Source organism: Parageobacillus sp. NEAU-HV-2 (assembly GCF_059115485.1).
Window position 1 is genome coordinate 53797 of record NZ_JBXUJJ010000007.1, and the last position, 19342, is coordinate 73138.

Here is a 19342-nt window from a genome sequence, read left to right on the forward strand (position 1 = left end):
AAATGATACGAACTAAACAGGTTTTTTAATGGCATTGACAAGTAAAGCAGTGACAATCATTCCGATAATGATGGATACGAAAAACATCGGTACATGTTCTACAGCTTGGAATACTGCAACAATCGGGCCACCGTGTGGTACATGGTCAGTAACACCGCTTAACATGGCAATGACGGAACCGACCATCGAACCGATCATAATGCTTGGGATGACGCGAAGCGGATCTCGCGCTGCGAATGGAATAGCGCCTTCGGTGATACCGACGAGTCCCATAGCGAGTGCCGCTTTTCCAGCTTCCCGTTCTTCTTCCGTAAATTTGGATTTATTAAGTAAAGTCGCTAATCCTAGTCCAAGAGGCGGTATACAAATCGCTACAGCAATCGCCCCCATAATATGGACATTTCCTTCTGCAATCATAGCAGAACCAAATAAAAAGGCAACTTTATTGACAGGTCCCCCCATATCAAACGCAATCATTGCTCCGAGAATCATGGCAAGAATAACTTTGCTAGCTCCTTGCATACTATTGAGCCACGAAGTAAGCCATTCCATAATGCCGGCAATTGGCTGTCCAAGGATAAAAATAAAAATGACTGCTACAAGGATCGAAGAAAATAATGGAATTACAAGTATTGGCATAATAGGTTGAACGATTTTCGGAACAGGAATACTTTTAATCCATTTTGCAATATAACCAGCTAAAAATCCAGCGATAATTCCCCCGATAAATCCAGCGCCTGCTTCACTGCCATAAAAACTTCCATTTGCTGCAATATAACCACCAATCATACCAGGGGCGAGACCAGGGCGATCAGCGATACTCATTGCGATGAAGCCAGATAAAATTGGAACCATGAAGGTAAAGCTAGCCGTTCCTACATTGAGAATATCGTTCCATATAGACCCTTTTGGAATAACAAGACCTTTGTCCGTTGGTTCACCGCCAATAGCGAGAGAAAGAGCAATTAAAAGCCCACCGATCACGACGAATGGAATCATATAGGAAACGCCATTCATCAAGTTACGGTAAATAAGATTTTGTTTTTGTTTTCTTTCTGTTTTTACTTCTTCAATCGTTTTGAGTGTATCGGACTGTGACTTTCCGTATACTGGAACTTCGTTACGTTCAAATTTAGCAATGAGCTCTTCTGGTTTACGGATACCGTCTGTGACGGATACTTCGAGCACTCGTTTCCCATAAAAGCGACTTTTATCTACTTGTTTATCTGCAGCGATGATAATTCCGTCTGCAGATTGAATGTCCTCTGGAGTTAACTCATTTTCCACTCCAATGGAACCTTGTGTTTCCACTTTAATTTCATGTCCCATTTTTTCAGCTGCTTTTGCTAGTTTTTCAGCGGCCATATATGTGTGTGCAATACCGTTAGGGCATGAAGTAATGGCAAGCAATTTCAACGTTGTTACCCCCTTTTATTGTAAGCCTTTTCACAACTTAATATTAACGTAATTCGACATCGGAAATAGAATAAATAGATACCGTAAGTTCCGGTAAAAAGTTGTGGAATAGAGAAAAGAGCCGCCCAATATAAGGCAGCTCTTTGTTACGATGGATAGTCCTCTATTTTGTTTAAAGGCCGTTGCGCCGGGCCTTCGACGACATCGCCGTGAATGGAGAAGCGTGAGCCGTGGCACGGGCAGTCCCAAGTGCGGTCGCCGCTGTTCCATTCCAGTTCACATCCCATATGGGTGCATGTCGTATCCACGATGAACAATGTCCCGCTTTCATCCTTATACGCGCCAGCGCGCTTTCCGTTTACGGTCACGACCGCGCCCTCGCCGTTGGCCAAGTCTTCCGGCTTGCGGACGACCACTTCGACTTTCCCTTCGACAAGGTGTTTCGCGACATCGATATTTTGCGTGAGAAAATGTTTGATGCTTGGGTCGGCATAAAACCGGGACGGCGTATATAAGTCACGGTAGCGGTTGTCGCGTCCTAGGATCAGGTCGCTGATTAATAGACCCGCTACGGTTCCGTTCGTCATGCCCCACTTGCGATACCCTGTCGCGACATAAATATTCGGCGTGTCCGCGGTCATGTTCCCAATGTACGGCACTTTATCGAGCGTCGTTAAATCTTGCGCCGACCAGCGGTAAGGGATGTCGGTCACGGTAAATAACTCCGAGGCAAACGACTGCAATGACTCGTAATGCCGCATCATCGGGACGCCCTGTCCTGTCTTGTGGTTTTCCCCGCCGATTAAAATTAAGTTTTCTCCGTTCATCGTGGTGTAGCGGACGGAACGCTTCGGGTTGTCCGCGCTTAAATACATGCCGCCAGGATAGGTTTCAGCGATTTTCACGCCTAATACGTAAGAGCGTTCCGCGTACATACGTGAGAAATAGAAACCGCCGTCATAAAACGGAAAATGGGAACAAATGACGACATGTTCACACGTCACCCGCTTTTTGTCGCGGGTGACAACGGTCAGCGTCTGTCCTTGCTCGATATCCGCGGCAGGCGTGTATTCGTAGATTTTTCCGCCAGCCTGGACAATCATGTCGACTAGTTTCGTTAAGTATTTCAGCGGGTGAAATTGTGCTTGATTTTTCATGACGACCGCGGCTTTCACCGGGATCGGAAGCGGGATCGCTTCCACAAACGCCCCGTCGATGCCGAGCTTTTCATATGCTTTCCATTCATTGATTAATTTGGTCAGGGAGTCGGAAGAAGTAGTGTATATGTATGCATCCTGTTCCATGAAATCGCAATCGATGGCGTGCTGCTCGACCGTATTGCGGATAAAACGCAATGCGTCCATGCATGCTTCATAGTACAGTTTCGCCTTTTCCTGTCCAAGGTGTTGAATAAACTCATCATAAATGATGTCGTGCTGTGCCGTAATTTTTGCAGTCGTATGCCCGGTTGTTCCGTTGAGAAGGCGGTCCGCCTCTAATAAAGCGACGCGCACTCCCTTTTTGGCAAGCAAATAAGCAGTGGTAATTCCAGAGATTCCTCCGCCAATAATGGCAACATCGGTACGAATATCTTCTTTTAGTTTTGGAAACGAAGCCAGCTCGACAGATGTCCGCCAATATGGCTCCAATGATGAAGGAAGAGATAGCATAGATCACACAAGCCTCCTTATCGTGTTTTTATTAGTTTGGCTTGATTGAGGAAAAACTATCCGTCATTGTTAGAAAATATAATGTACGGAAAGGCAGGTGTAAAAAACGGCATCTGCTTTTCTTTTTTTGGTAGTTGCACGCAAGAAAAACGAAAGATGATACAATAGGAGTAAAGAACGATACGTATATTTTATAAAAATAATAGTTAAAGGAAGATCGGGAGTGAATAAATATTCAAGTTTTCGCGAAGACAATGCAGCTGTTTGGCATGATAGCTCGATTTTGGAACATTACGGTTTAAATGAACTAAATTTTGAATCGGTGAAGAGTTATCGAGAAAAATTTGCTGCGGCAAAACCTAATCATCCGTGGAATGGGCTGGAGACGAAAGAATTTTTATACAAAATTGGTGCATGGGGAAAACTGCGAGACAGCAGCAAAGAAGGGGTTACATTAGCAGGATTGTTAATGTTTAGCGAGGAGCGCATCATTACAGAAGTTTTACCACAATACTTTCTGGAATATCGGGAAAGTTTGAACGGTATAGTAACCGACGATTGGACGACGCGATTTACCTCGCAGGACGGCACCTGGTCGGGTAACGTATATGATTTTTATTATAAAGTCATATCGCAGTTTCAGCGCCATGAGATGGGTCCCGCGCTGCAAACAGCGGTGTACGAAGCACTGATTAATGCAATTGTGCATGCCGATTATTTAGGAGAAGGCGGCATTATCATCGAAAAAGAAAATGGCATATTTCGTTTTGCCAATCCAGGTCTATTCCGCATCCCAGTCGATTCTGCGCTTTCCGGACATATGAGCAATCTTCGCAATCCGAATTTATTTAAAATGTTTATTTTAATCGGCCTTTGCAAACGGGCCGGATTTGGTTTAAAACATATTGCGGCTACCTGGAACGATCGGCACTGGAAACAGCCAGAATTTATTCAACATTCGAATCCGGAACGGACGATCGTGGTATTATATCCATTTCATTTTCCAGATGAAACAGCGGCTGCCTATGAAACAGATATATATCAAAATATGAAACAGCATGATGCGGAAGAAATCGATATGTCATTTATGGACGAAGAACCGAACTCCATAAATAACAACTCCAACTCCTTAAATAAGGAACTAAACTTCGTAAATAACGAGCCAAACTCCGTAAATAAAAACGAAAAGTCCGTAAATAACGAACCTAACTCCGTAAACAACGAGATAGACTCCATAAATAACGGTTCTTACTCCATAAATAACGAGCTAAACTCCGTAAATAGCTTGTCCGACTCCGTAAATAATGAGTTGTCCTCTGATGAAATGGACGAGAAATTATGGAATATTGCAGAGCTGGCGAGAAAGAAAAAACGATTGCCTCCAAGTGTGATGGAAAATATCATTTTGCAGCTTTGTGCGCAAAGACCGCTGATGTTAAAGGAATTAGCGGCTCTGTTGGAAAGAACGCCGGATGGATTAAGAAACAACTATTTAGGCAAGTTATTAGAGGAAGGAAAAATCCGTCTGAAATATCCAGATCAGCCGAATCATCCGAAACAAGCGTATATGAAAGCGATGGAATAGGAAGGCGCCCACCAGGCAGCCTTCTTTTTTTCTTGTCACAAGGAGTCTTTTGCGATGTGCGGCAAATGGATGCGATAGCAGATGCTGATCAGAAAATTACGCCTCAGGTCTTAGAGAAAAATAACGCCCTAGCTCATTATCGAAATATGGAAGGGTTGGTAGGATGGAGACAGAAAGGAGGGAAAGAGATGAAAAAGATCGGATTGTTCATAATCGGTGCGATTGCGGCGGTTACGCTCTTCGCAAACCTTGGTTCTCTCGCTGTTTTGGCAGTGAGCCTTGTCATTTTGTATTACGCATGGAAACGATGGATGAAAGCGGACACAACGATGAAAAAACTGTTTTGGATCACAATCGGAATTATCGCTTTCGTTGCTTCCGCTTCGAATGCGCCTGCGCTCATTGCAGTTGCCGCAGCATATGTGTTGTATGTAGTTTATAAAAAATGGAATGAAACAAAACAGATGAAAACGAAAGAAATGGATGACCCGTTTGCTCATTTTGAAAAGCAGTGGGCAGAGTTAGAACGAAGCTTGTAAAGGAGGAAAACAGTGATGGCCGATTTATTAACGAGAATCAAAAATATCATCATGGCTGATTTACATGAGATAATCGATCAAAAAGAAAAGCAAAATCCAATTGCATTATTAAATGAATATTTACGGCAATGCGAAAAGGAGGTAGAAAAGGTTCGCCATCTGCTTGAGCGGCAGCATCTATTGAAGACAGAACTCACGCGTGAATACAATCAGGCGAAAGAGCTTGCGGATAAGCGAAAGTATCAAGCGCAAATCGCTTCCCAGGCGGGGGAAAATGAACTATATGAATTTGCTGTTTTGGAACAGACAAAATATGAAGAAAGAGCATCGCAAATACAAGAGCTCCTTCAGCAAGCAACAAACGAGTTAGAACAGTTAGAAAGAAAATATGAAGAAATGAAACATAAATTAAAAGATATGCACATTCGCCGCATGCAGCTCATGGGGCGGGAAAATGTCGCACGCGCGCATTATCGAATGGATAAAGTGCTGCAAGGAGGATGGAACGATACCACTTATTCTCGTTTTCACGAAATGGAACAATACTTAGAACGCCTGGAACAAAACGTCAAAGCCAATTATTATGCAAGCACGATTGACGCACGCATCGCGCAATTGGAGAAAAAGCTGGAAACAGAAAAGACAAATTCAATTTCATAACGAAAACGTGGTATTCTAAAAGGGCGTATACAATATTAACGCCCTTTTTTCACTAGCTATATAATGGAGATGCGGCAATCGTAATAAAGGAGGGAGGAAAAAAGATGTTTCGTCAGCAAAAAACAGATCACGCCGCTTGGCTTGCCATGATCGCCATCATTCTCTTTTTGGCAGAGCTGCTATTTTTTCAGCATGGGGATGTTTTCTCCTTGCTCTTCGCGATTGGCTGTATGTATATAGGGCGAAAGCGGATGCCGAAGCTGTCAGGCGTTATTCTGTTTTGGTTTGGACTCATTAGTTTCGTCATTTCGTTAGCTAGCATGGTGACATTTCGCATTTCATTGTTTTTTATTTTAGTGTATATCATTTGGCAGTACATGCAATCGAAAAAAGCTCCTGTGCAGATACAGCCAATCATGGTCGAGCGAATGCATGGCACATCCTCCCTCCTTGAGCGAAAACCGCGCTGGAAAAACAGTTTCTTTAGCAGCCAAAAAACACCTGAACGTGTTTATGAATGGGAAGATATTAACATTCAAGGCGGGATTTCCGATGTGGTAATTGATTTAAGTTATACAGTGCTTCCGAAAGGAGAAGCGGTCATTGTCATCCGTCATTTGATCGGGAACGTACAAATCCTTGTGCCGTATGAGGTGGAAGTGCGTCTGCACCATTCGGTGATCTATGGCTCCGCTATCGTTTTTGAGCGAAAGGAAGCGAATTTGTGGAACGAAACCGTTTGTTTTCAAACAAAAGGATATGAGGAAGCGGAGCAAAAGGTCAAAATACTCACCTCGATGATTATCGGAACAATCGAGGTGAAGCATGTATGAATACAATGCAGCGTTATATTGTCACGGGAATTGCCTTTTCGTTGTTCGTTTCCATCATTACGGTGTTGCTCCTATTTATCACGTATCCGTTATCGAACTGGTCTTTATTATGGGAAAAAGAAATCATGGGTGTTCCGTTCCTTTTATTTATGGCGGGGGTTAGTGTTGCCGCTGGAATAGCGTTTGGGATTATGTTCGGGTTCTTTTCGCAAAAACAGTGGCGAACGGTGATGAATTCGCTGCGCCAGCTCGAACATGGTCAGCCTGTTTCCACTATGGAGCCTCCAAAGCTGAAAGAAGTGGCGGCGGTGGTAGCGCGCATTCAAAAAATTCAAAAGCAGATGACGGAACAAGTGAAATTGTCGCAGCGGCTCGCCAATGAAAAGGCGGAAGAGCAAGAAAAGCGGATTCAAGAGATCATTTCCCAAGAACGGCATCGGCTTGCGCGCGAGCTTCATGATTCGGTCAGCCAGCAGCTGTTTGCCGCCTCGATGCTTATTTCCGCCATCAATGAAACAAAAACGTTTTCCGACGAGCGCGAAGAAAAACAGTTTCGTTTAATTGAAGAAATGATCCACCAATCGCAATTGGAAATGCGGGCGTTATTGCTTCATCTTCGCCCGATAGCCCTCAAAGGCAAATCGCTAAAAGAAGGAATTCAAGAGTTATTGATGGAACTAAAGCAAAAAGTGCCGCTGCACATCGAGTGGAAAGTGGAAGACATTCCGCTTGATAAAGGGGTAGAAGACCATTTATTTCGCATCTTGCAAGAGTCGATTTCCAATACGCTTCGTCATGCAAAGGCGACAAAATTGGAAGTATTGTTAGTGAAACGAGACCAACTTGTCATTTTGCGGGTATCGGATGATGGCGTCGGCTTCAACGTCGATCAAGTGAAAGCAGGGTCGTACGGTTTGCAAAATATGCATGAGCGCGCGCTGGAGATCGGCGGGACGATGCAAATCGTCAGTGTGCCGAATCAAGGAACGCGTTTAGAGGTGAAAGTGCCGATCATAGAGGAGGGAAAGTCGTGATCCGTGTCTTATTGGCCGATGATCATGAAATGGTGAGAATTGGCGTTTCTGCGTTTTTGGCGTCGCAGCCGGATATGGAAGTGGTGGGAGAAGCCGATAGCGGCAAACGCGCTGTAGAGCTGGCACTAGAGCTGCGCCCAGATATTATTTTAATGGATTTAGTGATGCCGGAGATGGACGGAATTGAAGCGACAAAGCACATTATTGCCCAATGGCCGGAAGCGAAAATTATCGTTGTGACGAGCTTTTTAGATGATGAGAAAGTGTATCCGGCTTTGGAAGCCGGAGCAACGAGCTACATGCTAAAGACATCGAAAGCGAACGAAATCGCCAACGCAATCCGTGCGACGTTTTACGGTCAATCGGTGTTGGAACCGGAAGTGACGAATAAAGTAATGACAAAAATGAAACAAAAGAAAGAAATCCTTCCTCACGAAGAATTGACAAACCGGGAGATGGAAGTGCTTTTGTTGATGGCGCAAGGAAAAACGAATCAAGAAATCGCCGATGAGTTGTTTATTGCCGTAAAAACGGTGAAAGTCCACGTCAGCAACATATTAAGCAAATTAGGAGTACAAGATCGCACACAAGCGGTGATTTATGCATTTAAACATTCGTTAGTCAAATAGCTTCTATAAATTAGGTTTCAGACATTCGTCGAAACCCAATTTGTCATAGTCTGCGCAGGTTGCCCTAAGGCAGCCTTCTTTTTATATACTGATTTTGTATCAAACTTAAGACGTGTTATGCAGAATGATACCCCAAGTTTTAGAAGAAAATAACGCCTAAGCTCATTATCGAAAAATACAGCTACTGGTAGGACGGGAGATAGATAAAGGTACGATAAATTTTTTATGAACATTTTATGAACAAATTGCTCAACATTTCACAAATAAGACAAACTAAAATCTCTATTAGCTATTTATAATAGGGGTGTAATAGATGGGATTATTTCCATCTTATATTTTTTAGTTTTATTTGTGAAATGTTTCACAAAGAGAGGGGAGACCATGTATGGCTGTTGAGGAAAAAGTGATCGATAAAAAAATCGAAGTGGCAAAAATGGTTGATGAGCTTGTCGCTAATGCACAGAAAGCGTTAGAACAATTTCGAGCTTACGATCAAGAAATGATCAATCATATCGTTAAAGAAATGGCGTTAGCTGGGCTCGATCAGCATATGGCATTAGCAAAGCTTGCAGTGGAAGAAACGAAACGTGGCGTATATGAAGATAAAATTATTAAAAACCTTTTTGCGACAGAATATATATACCACAATATTAAGTACGATAAAACAGTCGGCATTATCTATGAAAATCCGCATGAAGAAATTATAGAAATTGCCGAACCTGTTGGTGTTGTTGCTGGGATAACACCGGTGACAAACCCGACATCGACAACGATGTTTAAAGCGTTAATCTCGATAAAAACACGCAACCCGATTATTTTTGCCTTCCATCCATCGGCGCAACGATGCAGTAGCGAAGCAGCAAGAGTGCTGCGCGATGCGGCGATTCGGGCAGGAGCTCCAGAACATTGCATTCAATGGATTGAAACTCCTTCCCTTGAAGCAACACGTCAGCTTATGCATCATCCTGGCGTTTCTCTCATTTTAGCAACTGGTGGCGCCGGCATGGTGAAAGCGGCGTACAGCTCTGGAAAACCAGCTTTAGGCGTCGGACCTGGTAACGTGCCTTGCTATATTGAAAAAACGGCAAACATTAAACGGGCTGTAAATGATTTAATTTTATCGAAAACATTTGATAACGGCATGATTTGCGCTTCCGAACAAGCAGTCATTATTGATAAAGAAATTTATGAACAAGTAAAAAAAGAAATGATGGAAAACCGTTGTTATTTCTTAAATGAAGAAGAAAAGAAAAAAGTAGAAAAGCTCGTTATTAATGAAAATACATGTGCCGTCAACCCTGATATCGTCGGAAAGCCAGCTTATGAAATTGCGAAAATGGCTGGTATAGCTGTACCGGAAGACACGAAAATTCTTGTTGCTGAGTTAAAAGGGGTTGGACCAAAATATCCGTTGTCTCGTGAAAAGTTAAGCCCTGTACTTGCTTGTTATAAAGTAAACAGCACGGAAGAAGGATTTCAGCGCTGTGAGGAAATGCTGGAGTTTGGCGGCTTAGGACATTCGGCTGTTATCCATTCCGATGACCAAGAAGTTGTTACCGAGTTTGGCAAACGGATGAAAGCGGGACGGATTATCGTAAATGCACCGTCTTCGCAAGGAGCAATCGGTGATATTTACAATGCGTACATTCCGTCATTAACGCTTGGATGCGGCACGTTTGGCGGGAATTCTGTTTCGACAAACGTAAGTGCGATTCATCTTATCAATATTAAAAGAATGGCAAAAAGAACGGTAAATATGCAATGGTTTAAAGTGCCGCCGAAAATTTATTTCGAAAAAAATGCAGTACAATACTTAGCGAAAATGCCGAACATTTCCAAAGCTTTTATCGTCACCGACCCGGGAATGATCAAGCTCGGATATGTCGATAAAGTGCTATATTACTTGCGCAGACGCCCGGATTATGTGCATAGTGAAATTTTCTCAGAAGTAGAACCAGATCCTTCTATTGAAACGGTAATGAAAGGCGTCGACATGATGAGAAGCTTCGAGCCGGATGTGATTATCGCGCTCGGAGGCGGTTCGCCAATGGATGCGGCAAAAGCGATGTGGCTCTTTTACGAGCATCCGACAGCGGATTTCAACGCGTTAAAACAAAAATTTTTAGATATTCGAAAACGCGTTTATAAATATCCAAAACTAGGTCAAAAAGCGAAATTTGTTGCCATTCCGACTACGTCAGGAACAGGATCGGAAGTAACGTCTTTTGCAGTCATTACCGATAAAAAAACGAATATAAAATATCCGTTAGCAGATTATGAATTAACACCGGACGTCGCAATTGTGGATCCACAATTTGTCATGACCGTACCAAAACATGTCACCGCTGATACGGGAATGGACGTATTGACACATGCGATCGAAGCGTATGTCTCCAATATGGCAAATGATTATACCGATGGTCTTGCAATGAAAGCAATTCAACTCGTATTTGAATATTTGCCGCGGGCATATCAAAACGGGAAGGATGAACTCGCTCGGGAGAAAATGCATAACGCTTCTACGATTGCGGGAATGGCGTTCGCCAACGCGTTTTTAGGCATTAACCATAGTTTGGCTCATAAACTTGGCGCGGAATTCCATATTCCGCATGGACGCGCTAATACCATTTTAATGCCGCATGTCATTCGCTATAACGCAGCGAAACCGAAAAAATTTACCGCATTTCCGAAATACGAATATTTCAAAGCGGATCAACGCTATGCGGAAATTGCGAGAATGCTCGGCTTGCTGGCTCGCACAACGGAAGAAGGGGTCGAAAGCCTCGTTCAAGCGATCATTAAGCTGGCAAAACAATTGGATATGCCGATGAGCATTGAAGCATGCGGTATCAGCAAACAAGAATTCGAAAGCAAAGTAGAAAAATTAGCCGAATTAGCTTTCGAAGACCAATGTACCACTTCTAACCCGAAACTCCCGCTTGTTAGCGATTTAGTTCATATCTATCGCCAAGCGTTTAAAGGAGTTTAACACAACCTCCCCCTATAGAAAAAGGATGGCCCATATACTCGCTGGTAAGCGTGGCGGGCCATCCTTTTTCATGTATATGTTTCAAAGTTTCACTGCAATGAAGGAAATGAGAAGGATCTTCTAAACATATAAAACAGAAAAAACCCCTTAAAGAGGCACACCATTTTCCGTTCCATTTAGAATTCGCTGTGCCATTTGCACGCTTTCTTCCGAAGGAGGTTCAATTCCTTCCAACGGGTACTTCAATCCAAGCGCTTTCCATTTGTATACTCCTAATTTATGATACGGGAGAATTTCAATTTTTTTGACGTTGTTTAACGTACGAATAAAAGCGGCGAGACGGCGCAAGTCATTAGGGTCGTCTGTAATGGTTGGAACGAGAACATGCCGAATCCAAACGGGAACGTTTTTTTCGGATAAAAACTGAGCAAATTGTAAAATGTGTTTATTTGTTTTTCCCGTCAGTTTCCGATGTTTTTTTTCATCAATATGTTTTAAATCAAGTAAAATTAAATCAGTATAGGAAAGCAATTCATTTAATTTTTGCTGGAACGGCGCTTCCGTCGTGTAGCATCCCCCTGATGAATCAATCGCTGTATGAATGCCGAGTTGTTTGCACGCTTTAAATAGTTCGATTAAAAAGTCGATTTGCAACAAAGGTTCCCCGCCGCTGACGGTAATTCCGCCGCCGGAAGCGTTCATAAACGGCAAGTATGTTTTCACATCATCGATAATTTCTTCAACGGTCATTTCTTTTCCTTTTCCGATTTCCCATGTATCGGCGTTATGACAATATTGACAGCGCAGCAAGCATCCTTGTGTAAAGATGACATAACGAAGGCCTGGACCGTCGACGGTACCGCATGTTTCAATCGAATGAATAAACCCTTTCATCGAATGATCACCTTCCTAAGAGAAATAGACCCCCCTCTCAAGAAGGAGGGGGGAGATAGTTACATCGTTTCGTGGAACGTGCGGTTAATGACGTCAATTTGTTGTTCGCGAGTTAATTTAATGAAGTTGACGGCATATCCAGAGACGCGAATCGTTAATTGCGGATATTTTTCTGGATGTTCCATCGCGTCTAATAACGTTTCGCGATTCAAAACGTTAATGTTGAGATGATGCCCGCCTTTTTCCATGTAACCATCTAAAATGGCGGCAAGGTTATGAACACGGGTTTGTTCTTCTTTTCCTAACGCTTTTGGCACGATCGAGAACGTATTAGAAATGCCATCTAACGCATGTTCATATGGCAATTTCGCGACAGAGCTTAACGAAGCGAGCGCTCCTTTCATGTCGCGACCGTGTAGCGGGTTCGCTCCCGGGGCAAACGGTTCGCCAGCACGGCGGCCATCTGGTGTATTTCCTGTCTTTTTCCCGTATACGACGTTCGATGTAATCGTTAAAATCGATAGCGTATGTTTCGAATCGCGATACGTTTTATATTTTTTCAATTTCGTCATAAAACGCTCGACTAAATCAACCGCAATTTGGTCGACGCGATCATCGTTATTCCCGTATTTCGGGAAGTCGCCTTCAATTTCAAAATCAACGGCAATGCCGCTTTCATCGCGAATCGGTTTTACTTTTGCGTATTTGATCGCACTTAACGAATCGGTGACAACCGATAGCCCGGCAATACCAGTTGCCATCGTGCGTAAAACATGCGTATCGTGAAGTGCCATTTCAATTCGTTCGTAACAATATTTGTCGTGCATGTAATGGATAACATTGAGTGTATTAATATAAAGTTCCGCAAGCCATTCAAGCACATGATCAAATTTACGCATGACTTCCTCGTAATCTAGATATTCGGATGTAATTGGCGCAAATTCAGGGCCAACTTGAATTTTTAATTTTTCATCGACGCCGCCATTAATCGCATATAACAATGCTTTCGCAAGGTTGGCGCGCGCTCCGAAAAATTGCATTTGTTTGCCAATTCTCATTGCCGATACACAGCAGGCAATTCCGTAGTCATCGCCAAATTCCACGCCCATTAAGTCGTCGTTTTCATATTGAATCGAGCTTGTTTTTATCGACATTTTCGCGCAATATTCTTTGAACGCTTCCGGTAATTGTTTTGACCACAGTACCGTTAAGTTTGGTTCTGGCGCAGGTCCTAAGTTATCTAACGTATGAAGGAAGCGGAACGAGTTTTTCGTTACTAACGGACGACCATCGATCGCCATTCCGCCGATCGATTCTGTTACCCATGTTGGGTCACCGCTAAATAGTTCGTTATATTCCGGTGTTCTTGCGAATTTGACAAGGCGCAATTTCATCACAAAATGGTCGACAAGTTCTTGCGCTTCTTTTTCTGTTAGCGTACCTTCTTGTAGGTCGCGTTCGATATAAATATCTAAGAAGGTAGAAACACGTCCTAAGCTCATCGCTGCGCCGTTTTGTTCTTTAATAGCGGCAAGATAAGCGAAATAGAGCCATTGGAATGCTTCGTGTGCGTTTCGCGCTGGTCTGGAAATGTCGTAACCGTAGCTTAATGCCATTTGTTTCAATTCGTTTAACGCGCGAATTTGTTCAGCAATTTCCTCGCGAAGACGGATAATGTCTTCCGTCATCATTCTTGCGCCGGTATTTTTCAAATCCTTTTGTTTTTCTTCAATAAGACGATCGACACCGTATAATGCTACGCGGCGATAGTCGCCAATAATGCGGCCGCGTCCGTACGCATCTGGAAGACCGGTGATGATTCCCGCTTTGCGCGCTAATTTCATCTCTTCGGTGTAAACGTCAAATACACCTTGATTATGTGTTTTGCGGTATTCCGTAAAAATTTTTTTTATTTCGTCGCTTACTTTATAGCCGTATGCTTCACATGATTGTTGCGCCATGCGGATGCCGCCGAACGGCATTAATGAGCGCTTAAACGGTTTATCTGTTTGAAAACCAACGATTTTTTCCAAGTCTTTGTTTAAATAACCTGGTCCGTGGGAAGTGATGGTGGAAACAATGGATGTATCCATATCGAGAACGCCGCCTTTTTCGCGTTCTTGCTTCGATAATTCCATCACTTGTTCCCATAGTTTCTTCGTTGCTTCTGTAGGCCCTTCTAGAAATGACTCATCCCCATAATAAACGGTTACATTGTTTAAAATAAAGTCACGGACGTCAATGGACTTTTTCCATTTTGACCCTTTAAAATTTCGCCACGGGTCTAATACAGCAGTAGCTTGTTTCATAACAGATCCCCTCCCAATCGTCTGTAAATATAACAGATTGATAAAAATATATATAACAGCTTTCATCTACACAATACTACATTTTTTGATGCCTATAACCATCTATTATTGAATAGTTTGTGAAATATTGAGCAATATTAATTGAATGATGATAAGAGGTATAACAGATCGTAAAAAGAAGAATGACAACCAATGAACATAAAGAAGGATGTGAAAAATAAAAATCTCCATCCCTATAAAAGGGATGGAGACGGTTGGTTAGCTGACTTGTTTTTTCTCAGAAGCGCGGGCATGACGCTTATGCATGCCTTTTGCATAATAGACGGCAACGAGCAAGATGAGCCAGGCTGGTCCGATGTAGAGCGCGATTCTTGTATCCTTGAAGTAGCCCATTAAAGCGGTGACTCCGATGAGGAAGGCGAGAGAAATATAAGAGCTATAAGGGTAAAGCGGCATTTTATATTTTAATTGTTGTTGTTTTTCTGGACTTAATCGTTTGCGGAACTGCAATTGCGCCAGCAAAATAATCGCCCATGTCCAAATCGCACCGAATGTGGCGACACTGGTCACCCATTGGAAAACTTTTTCGGAAACGAAGTTTAAATACACACCGACTAACATCGCTAACGCCGTGACGATGAGGGCCACGCCCGGAATTCCGCGATTTGTCAGTTTAGCGAAGGAAGATGGTGCTTCCTTTTGCTCAGCCAAGTTAAAGAGCATGCGGCTTGTACTGAAAATTCCACTGTTGCAGGAAGACAAAGCAGCTGTTAAAACAACAAAGTTGATGATTCCCGCGGCGGCGTGAATGCCGATTTTTTCAAACGTTAAAACAAACGGGCTTCCTTTTTCGCCGATTTCGTTCCAAGGGTAAATGGACATGATGACAAACAATGCGCCCACGTAGAAAATTAAAATGCGCCAAAATACGCTATTGACCGCCTTGGTCAGCGATTTTTCCGGATTTTTCACTTCGCCGGCCGTAACGCCGAGCATTTCAATTCCTAAGTAGGCGAACATCACCATTTGCAAAGACATTAATACACCGGTAATGCCGTTCGGGAAAAATCCGCCATGTTCCCAAAGGTTGCTGATGCCGGTGGCGATTCCGCCATTGCCGATTCCGAACAGAATCATGCCAAGGCCGACGACAATCATAAATACAATGGTGACAATTTTAATAAGCGCAAACCAAAACTCTAATTCCCCATATGCTTTGACCGCAAGGAAATTGATCAATGTCATCAAGATTAAAGCGGCTAGCGCCCACAACCATCTTGGTGTATCAGGAAACCAAAATTGCATATAAATGCCGACTGCTGTAATTTCCGCGATACAAGTAACGACCCATAAAAACCAATAGTTCCACCCGGTTAAATAACCGGCAAGCGGGCCTAAATAGTCGTGTGCATAGCGGCTGAATGAGCCGGCAACCGGGTTTTCCACGGCCATTTCCCCGAGCGCGCGCATAATAAAGAACATAATCGCCCCACTTACCGCGTATGCCAGTAAAATCGCCGGTCCCGCTAATTTGATGGAAGACGCAGAGCCGAGAAATAGCCCGACCCCAATCGCAGCCCCAAGGGACATCAGCGAAATATGTCGCTCCTCTAGTCCGCGATGCAGTTTTTGTTCATTTTTTGAGGTTTGCATTCTTGTTTCCTCCCATCCGTTAGGACAAAGGTGTTTTTTACAAAAAAAATAAAATTATATTAAAAATGTTTAAAATAAAAACGCTTACAGTAAATATAGTACATAATTTATGATTATTTGTAAATGTATTTATATGGTAAATAGTTCTTGTTTTTATTATTATTATAATATTAATAATATTTTTAAAATTTCAATATCATAATTTGTCTTGTTATGTTTTAGTATACTTTACAACAAGGGAATTTATTTTGGCAATTTGTAGGAACGATTTGCCCGCTTACTTAAAATTTTGTACAATGAAATTCGTTCTAATTATTTATGCGGAATGAAGGTGATGGCAATGAACGAACAAGAAGCAAAAACGTTCATTGAACAGCTGCAAGAAGAAGGGTTGCTGACGGAAGAAAATCGCCTTATCTGGGAAATGATTTTACCGGAACGGTTAAAACGAATGTATGACGTACTACATCAGCGGACGCGATATATTACGTTGTTGACCGAAGCGGTCGATGATCCGCACAACCAGGCGGCGGTGTTGCGGACAGCGGAAGCGTTTGGCGTGCAGGATGTGTATGTCGTCACCGGAAAAGCGCCGTTTCGGCCGAACCCGCTCGTGACGCGACATACCGACAAATGGCTGACGCTTTATCGAAAGCCGGATATTGTCACGGCGATTAAAGAGTTGCAAGCAAAAGGATATCAAGTGTACGCCAGCTATCTCGGTGAAGGAACGGTTCATCTTTGCGATATCGATGTGTCGCGGCCAACAGCTCTTTTATTTGGCAACGAACATAGCGGCGTGTCGCAGGAGGCGCTTCGTATCGCCGATGCGACGTTTATGATTCCGATGTACGGGTTTGTCCAAAGTTTTAATATATCGGTGGCGGCGGCACTTTCACTGTACGATGTCACCAAAAGAGCGCGTCAGCAGGCAGGTGAGCGCTATTATTTATCATTTGCCGAGAAAAAAGAACTATACGAAACATGGATGTGGCAAACGTTAAATCCGCGTCTGCGCAAACAATTGGCAAAGCGGCTGGGTTGTTCTGTTTAGCCTTCCCTCAATGCGAGGGAAGGCTGCTTTTTTCTTGAAAGAGCTATTATGGGGGGAACAATATGACCACATTAGCAACGGTCGCTTTATGCTGAATGTCGCATCGGCATGGTGGGGGAAGAAGAAGCGCGTCAATATGGCTTACCGAACAGGATGAGCGCTATGACCGCACGGAAGAATTCGTCCAAGTGTTAAAAGGAATGTGGACGAACGATGTGTTTCATTTCCGGGGAAAATTTTATGAAGTAAAAGGAGCCCATTTAGCGCCGAAACCGGTGCAAAAGTCGTATTCGATTTTATACGCCGGCGGCGAGAGCGAACGGGGAAAACAAGCGATTGTCGAGCATTGCGATGCGTTTTTACGTACGATGTCAACACCAATACAAACTACAACTCGGAGGCGGAGGCGCGCGCCGGCAAGTTTGGCATGTTAGAAGTGGCCAAGTTTTTAGGCGAGGAATTAAAGCGGCTTCAAGCCGCTTCGGTATAAAGAAAATATAGCCCTGGTTTTCAGCCCTTTGTAAGCGCGAAAACCAGGGCTATGTATTTGCTTATGGAAGTAGTGTACCAGCGCCTTTTGCTGTTGTGGTCCATAAAAAACACCTTGTTGCTTCGCTTTGTTGCGGCAACAAGGCAAATACAAGGTTACAGCACCTTTGACAAAAACGATTTTGTCCGTTCATGTTTTGGATTGTCAAAAATTTCGCTCGGTGTGCCTTCTTCAACGATGTAGCCGCCGTCCATAAACAGGACGCGATCGCCGACTTCGCGGGCAAAGCCCATTTCGTGCGTGACAACGACCATTGTCATTCCTTCGTTTGCGAGCTGTTTCATGACGGCCAGCACTTCCCCGACCATTTCCGGGTCTAAGGCGGACGTCGGCTCGTCAAACAACATCACTTTCGGTTCCATCGCCAGCGCCCGGGCGATCGCAACGCGCTGCGCTTGTCCGCCCGATAAAGAGTCTGGGTAGGCGTTTGCCTTTTCTTGCAGCCCGACTTTTTTAAGCAGCTCCATTGCTTTTGCTTCTGCTTTTTCGCGCGGCCATTTCCGCACTTTTATCGGGGCGAGCGTGATGTTATTCAGCACGGTCATATGCGGGAATAAGTTAAAGCGCTGAAACACCATCCCGACTTCTTCGCGCACCTTGTTAATGTTTGTCTGCTTTTCTTTTATGTTAATTCCGTCAATGATGATTTCCCCTTCATCGAAGTCTTCTAAAAGGTTTAAACAGCGCAAAAAGGTCGATTTCCCGGAGCCGGACGGGCCGATGACAACGACGACTTCCCGTTCGCGGATATGGGCATTAATTCCTTTCAGCACTTCTAGGTTGCCAAATGATTTTTTTAAATTGCTGACTTTAATCATTGGTTTGAATACTTCCTTTCCAAATAATGTAGTAGTTTACTGAGGGAAAGGGTTAGAAGCAAATAGATAAATGCCACGGTTAAATATGGCTCCCAAACGCGATAGTACTGTCCTTGCGCTGCTCTTCCCCAATACATAAGTTCTGGGGCGGCAATGACAAGGCCGAGGGACGAGTCTTTAATTAAAACGATAAACTCATTTCCAAATGGCGGAATCATCCGTTTTAACGCTTGTGGCAAAATAATGTAGCGCATCGCCTGTGCGTGCGTCATACCGAGCGAGCGGGCCGCTTCCATTTGCCCTTTGTCAATCGATTGAATGCCGGCGCGGAAAATTTCTGCGACATACGCTGCCGAGTTTAAGGACAGCGATACAACCAGCGAGACGGTCGCACTTGGCTGGGCAAAAAACAGCGGCATAACTCCAAAGTGTACAAGCAGTATTTGTACGACAAGCGGCGTGCCGCGGAAAAAGTTAATGTACCATTCAAACGGAAGGCGGATGAACCGCTTCGCGGACATTTTGCCAAGGCCGATTATAAGACCGAGAATCAAGCCGGCAATGATGGCGGCGATCGAAACCCCAATAGTTAATAACACCCCTTTTAGGAAAAACGGGGCGTATTCCTGAATAATATCAAAACGAAAATCCATTAGCCCTCACCTTTCTTATAAAAAATGCGTAACTAAAATAAAGTAGTTACGCATTT

The 19342-nt window shown here is 43.6% G+C and carries 15 protein-coding genes and 2 pseudogenes; 10 read left to right on the plus strand and 7 right to left on the minus strand.

The window, feature by feature from the left end; genetic code table 11:
* Positions 1–12 precede the first annotated feature (12 nt).
* Together AC1WMD_RS12280 and AC1WMD_RS12285 are read right to left on the minus strand one after the other, a co-directional pair.
* A complete protein-coding gene (locus AC1WMD_RS12280; protein WP_494257421.1) occupies positions 13–1416 on the minus strand; it encodes a PTS fructose transporter subunit IIC in 1404 nt (467 codons plus the stop codon).
* A 146-nt stretch (positions 1417–1562) separates the two neighbouring features.
* Positions 1563–3086 carry an FAD-dependent oxidoreductase gene (locus tag AC1WMD_RS12285; protein WP_494257422.1) on the minus strand — a complete coding sequence of 508 codons (1524 nt, stop codon included), beginning with the start codon at positions 3084–3086 and terminating at the stop codon, positions 1563–1565.
* Positions 3087–3309: 223 nt separating this feature from the next.
* Between AC1WMD_RS12285 and AC1WMD_RS12290 the strand changes: the two genes are divergently transcribed.
* The 7 genes from AC1WMD_RS12290 to adhE all read left to right on the plus strand — a co-directional run bounded on the left by AC1WMD_RS12290 (position 3310) and on the right by adhE (position 11355).
* Positions 3310–4671, plus strand: coding sequence for a DUF8451 domain-containing protein (locus AC1WMD_RS12290; RefSeq protein ID WP_494257423.1), 1362 nt, complete (start codon positions 3310–3312; stop codon positions 4669–4671).
* A 188-nt stretch (positions 4672–4859) separates the two neighbouring features.
* Positions 4860–5210: a lmo0954 family membrane protein gene (locus tag AC1WMD_RS12295; protein WP_494257425.1), complete on the plus strand. Its 351-nt coding sequence runs from the start codon at positions 4860–4862 to the stop codon at positions 5208–5210.
* 15 nt (positions 5211–5225) lie between these two features.
* A complete protein-coding gene (locus AC1WMD_RS12300) occupies positions 5226–5870 on the plus strand; it encodes a PspA/IM30 family protein (RefSeq protein ID WP_494257426.1) in 645 nt (214 codons plus the stop codon).
* A gap of 104 nt (positions 5871–5974) precedes the next feature.
* Entirely contained in the window at positions 5975–6703 is a 729-nt protein-coding gene (liaF, locus tag AC1WMD_RS12305; protein ID WP_494257427.1) for a cell wall-active antibiotics response protein LiaF, read from the plus strand.
* A complete protein-coding gene (locus AC1WMD_RS12310; RefSeq protein ID WP_494257429.1) occupies positions 6700–7737 on the plus strand; it encodes a sensor histidine kinase in 1038 nt (345 codons plus the stop codon). Before liaF ends, AC1WMD_RS12310 begins: the two co-directional genes overlap by 4 nt.
* On the plus strand, positions 7734–8366 hold the full coding sequence (locus tag AC1WMD_RS12315; RefSeq protein ID WP_043906344.1) for a response regulator transcription factor: 633 nt from the start codon (positions 7734–7736) through the stop codon (positions 8364–8366). The genes AC1WMD_RS12310 and AC1WMD_RS12315 overlap by 4 nt, the downstream gene beginning before the upstream one ends.
* A gap of 385 nt (positions 8367–8751) precedes the next feature.
* Positions 8752–11355 carry a bifunctional acetaldehyde-CoA/alcohol dehydrogenase gene (gene adhE, locus AC1WMD_RS12320; protein ID WP_494257431.1) on the plus strand — a complete coding sequence of 868 codons (2604 nt, stop codon included), beginning with the start codon at positions 8752–8754 and terminating at the stop codon, positions 11353–11355.
* Positions 11356–11502: 147 nt separating this feature from the next.
* On the opposite strand, the gene pflA is transcribed toward adhE, so the two are convergent.
* From pflA to AC1WMD_RS12335, 3 genes are all read right to left on the minus strand, one after another.
* On the minus strand, positions 11503–12249 hold the full coding sequence (gene pflA / locus AC1WMD_RS12325) for a pyruvate formate-lyase-activating protein (protein ID WP_494257433.1): 747 nt from the start codon (positions 12247–12249) through the stop codon (positions 11503–11505).
* Between the two features lie 59 nt (positions 12250–12308).
* Positions 12309–14558: a formate C-acetyltransferase gene (gene pflB / locus AC1WMD_RS12330; RefSeq protein WP_494257434.1), complete on the minus strand. Its 2250-nt coding sequence runs from the start codon at positions 14556–14558 to the stop codon at positions 12309–12311.
* Between the two features lie 258 nt (positions 14559–14816).
* Positions 14817–16211: an amino acid permease gene (locus tag AC1WMD_RS12335; protein ID WP_494257435.1), complete on the minus strand. Its 1395-nt coding sequence runs from the start codon at positions 16209–16211 to the stop codon at positions 14817–14819.
* Positions 16212–16551: 340 nt separating this feature from the next.
* On the opposite strand from AC1WMD_RS12335, the gene AC1WMD_RS12340 reads away from it, so the two are divergent.
* From AC1WMD_RS12340 to AC1WMD_RS12350, 3 genes and pseudogenes are all read left to right on the plus strand, one after another.
* Positions 16552–17265, plus strand: a complete 714-nt coding sequence (locus tag AC1WMD_RS12340) for a TrmH family RNA methyltransferase (protein WP_494257437.1) — start codon at positions 16552–16554, stop codon at positions 17263–17265.
* 64 nt (positions 17266–17329) lie between these two features.
* Positions 17330–17627 (plus strand): annotated as a pseudogene (locus tag AC1WMD_RS12345) (LLM class flavin-dependent oxidoreductase); the annotation flags it as partial.
* Positions 17621–17755 (plus strand): annotated as a pseudogene (locus AC1WMD_RS12350) (alpha-L-glutamate ligase); the annotation flags it as partial. The pseudogenes AC1WMD_RS12345 and AC1WMD_RS12350, both read left to right, overlap by 7 nt.
* A gap of 155 nt (positions 17756–17910) precedes the next feature.
* Here the strand turns inward: AC1WMD_RS12350 and AC1WMD_RS12355 are convergent.
* Together AC1WMD_RS12355 and AC1WMD_RS12360 are read right to left on the minus strand one after the other, a co-directional pair.
* Positions 17911–18633 carry an amino acid ABC transporter ATP-binding protein gene (locus tag AC1WMD_RS12355; RefSeq protein WP_043906336.1) on the minus strand — a complete coding sequence of 241 codons (723 nt, stop codon included), beginning with the start codon at positions 18631–18633 and terminating at the stop codon, positions 17911–17913.
* Entirely contained in the window at positions 18630–19286 is a 657-nt protein-coding gene (locus AC1WMD_RS12360; RefSeq protein WP_043906335.1) for an amino acid ABC transporter permease, read from the minus strand. Before AC1WMD_RS12360 ends, AC1WMD_RS12355 begins: the two co-directional genes overlap by 4 nt.
* Positions 19287–19342 lie beyond the last annotated feature (56 nt).

Bases quoted from the DNA above. Each gene is read 5' to 3' on its own strand.
- AC1WMD_RS12285 (WP_494257422.1), bottom strand. From the start codon at position 3,086: ATGCTATCTCTTCCTTCATCATTGGAGCCATATTGGCGGACATCTGTC.
- adhE (WP_494257431.1), top strand. From the start codon at position 8,752: ATGGCTGTTGAGGAAAAAGTGATCGATAAAAAAATCGAAGTGGCAAAA.
- AC1WMD_RS12355 (WP_043906336.1), bottom strand. From the start codon at position 18,633: ATGATTAAAGTCAGCAATTTAAAAAAATCATTTGGCAACCTAGAAGTG.
- AC1WMD_RS12300 (WP_494257426.1), top strand. From the start codon at position 5,226: ATGGCCGATTTATTAACGAGAATCAAAAATATCATCATGGCTGATTTA.
- AC1WMD_RS12295 (WP_494257425.1), top strand. From the start codon at position 4,860: ATGAAAAAGATCGGATTGTTCATAATCGGTGCGATTGCGGCGGTTACG.
- liaF (WP_494257427.1), top strand. From the start codon at position 5,975: ATGTTTCGTCAGCAAAAAACAGATCACGCCGCTTGGCTTGCCATGATC.
- AC1WMD_RS12360 (WP_043906335.1), bottom strand. From the start codon at position 19,286: ATGGATTTTCGTTTTGATATTATTCAGGAATACGCCCCGTTTTTCCTA.
- AC1WMD_RS12335 (WP_494257435.1), bottom strand. From the start codon at position 16,211: ATGCAAACCTCAAAAAATGAACAAAAACTGCATCGCGGACTAGAGGAG.
- AC1WMD_RS12310 (WP_494257429.1), top strand. From the start codon at position 6,700: ATGAATACAATGCAGCGTTATATTGTCACGGGAATTGCCTTTTCGTTG.
- pflA (WP_494257433.1), bottom strand. From the start codon at position 12,249: ATGAAAGGGTTTATTCATTCGATTGAAACATGCGGTACCGTCGACGGT.
- pflB (WP_494257434.1), bottom strand. From the start codon at position 14,558: ATGAAACAAGCTACTGCTGTATTAGACCCGTGGCGAAATTTTAAAGGG.
- AC1WMD_RS12340 (WP_494257437.1), top strand. From the start codon at position 16,552: ATGAACGAACAAGAAGCAAAAACGTTCATTGAACAGCTGCAAGAAGAA.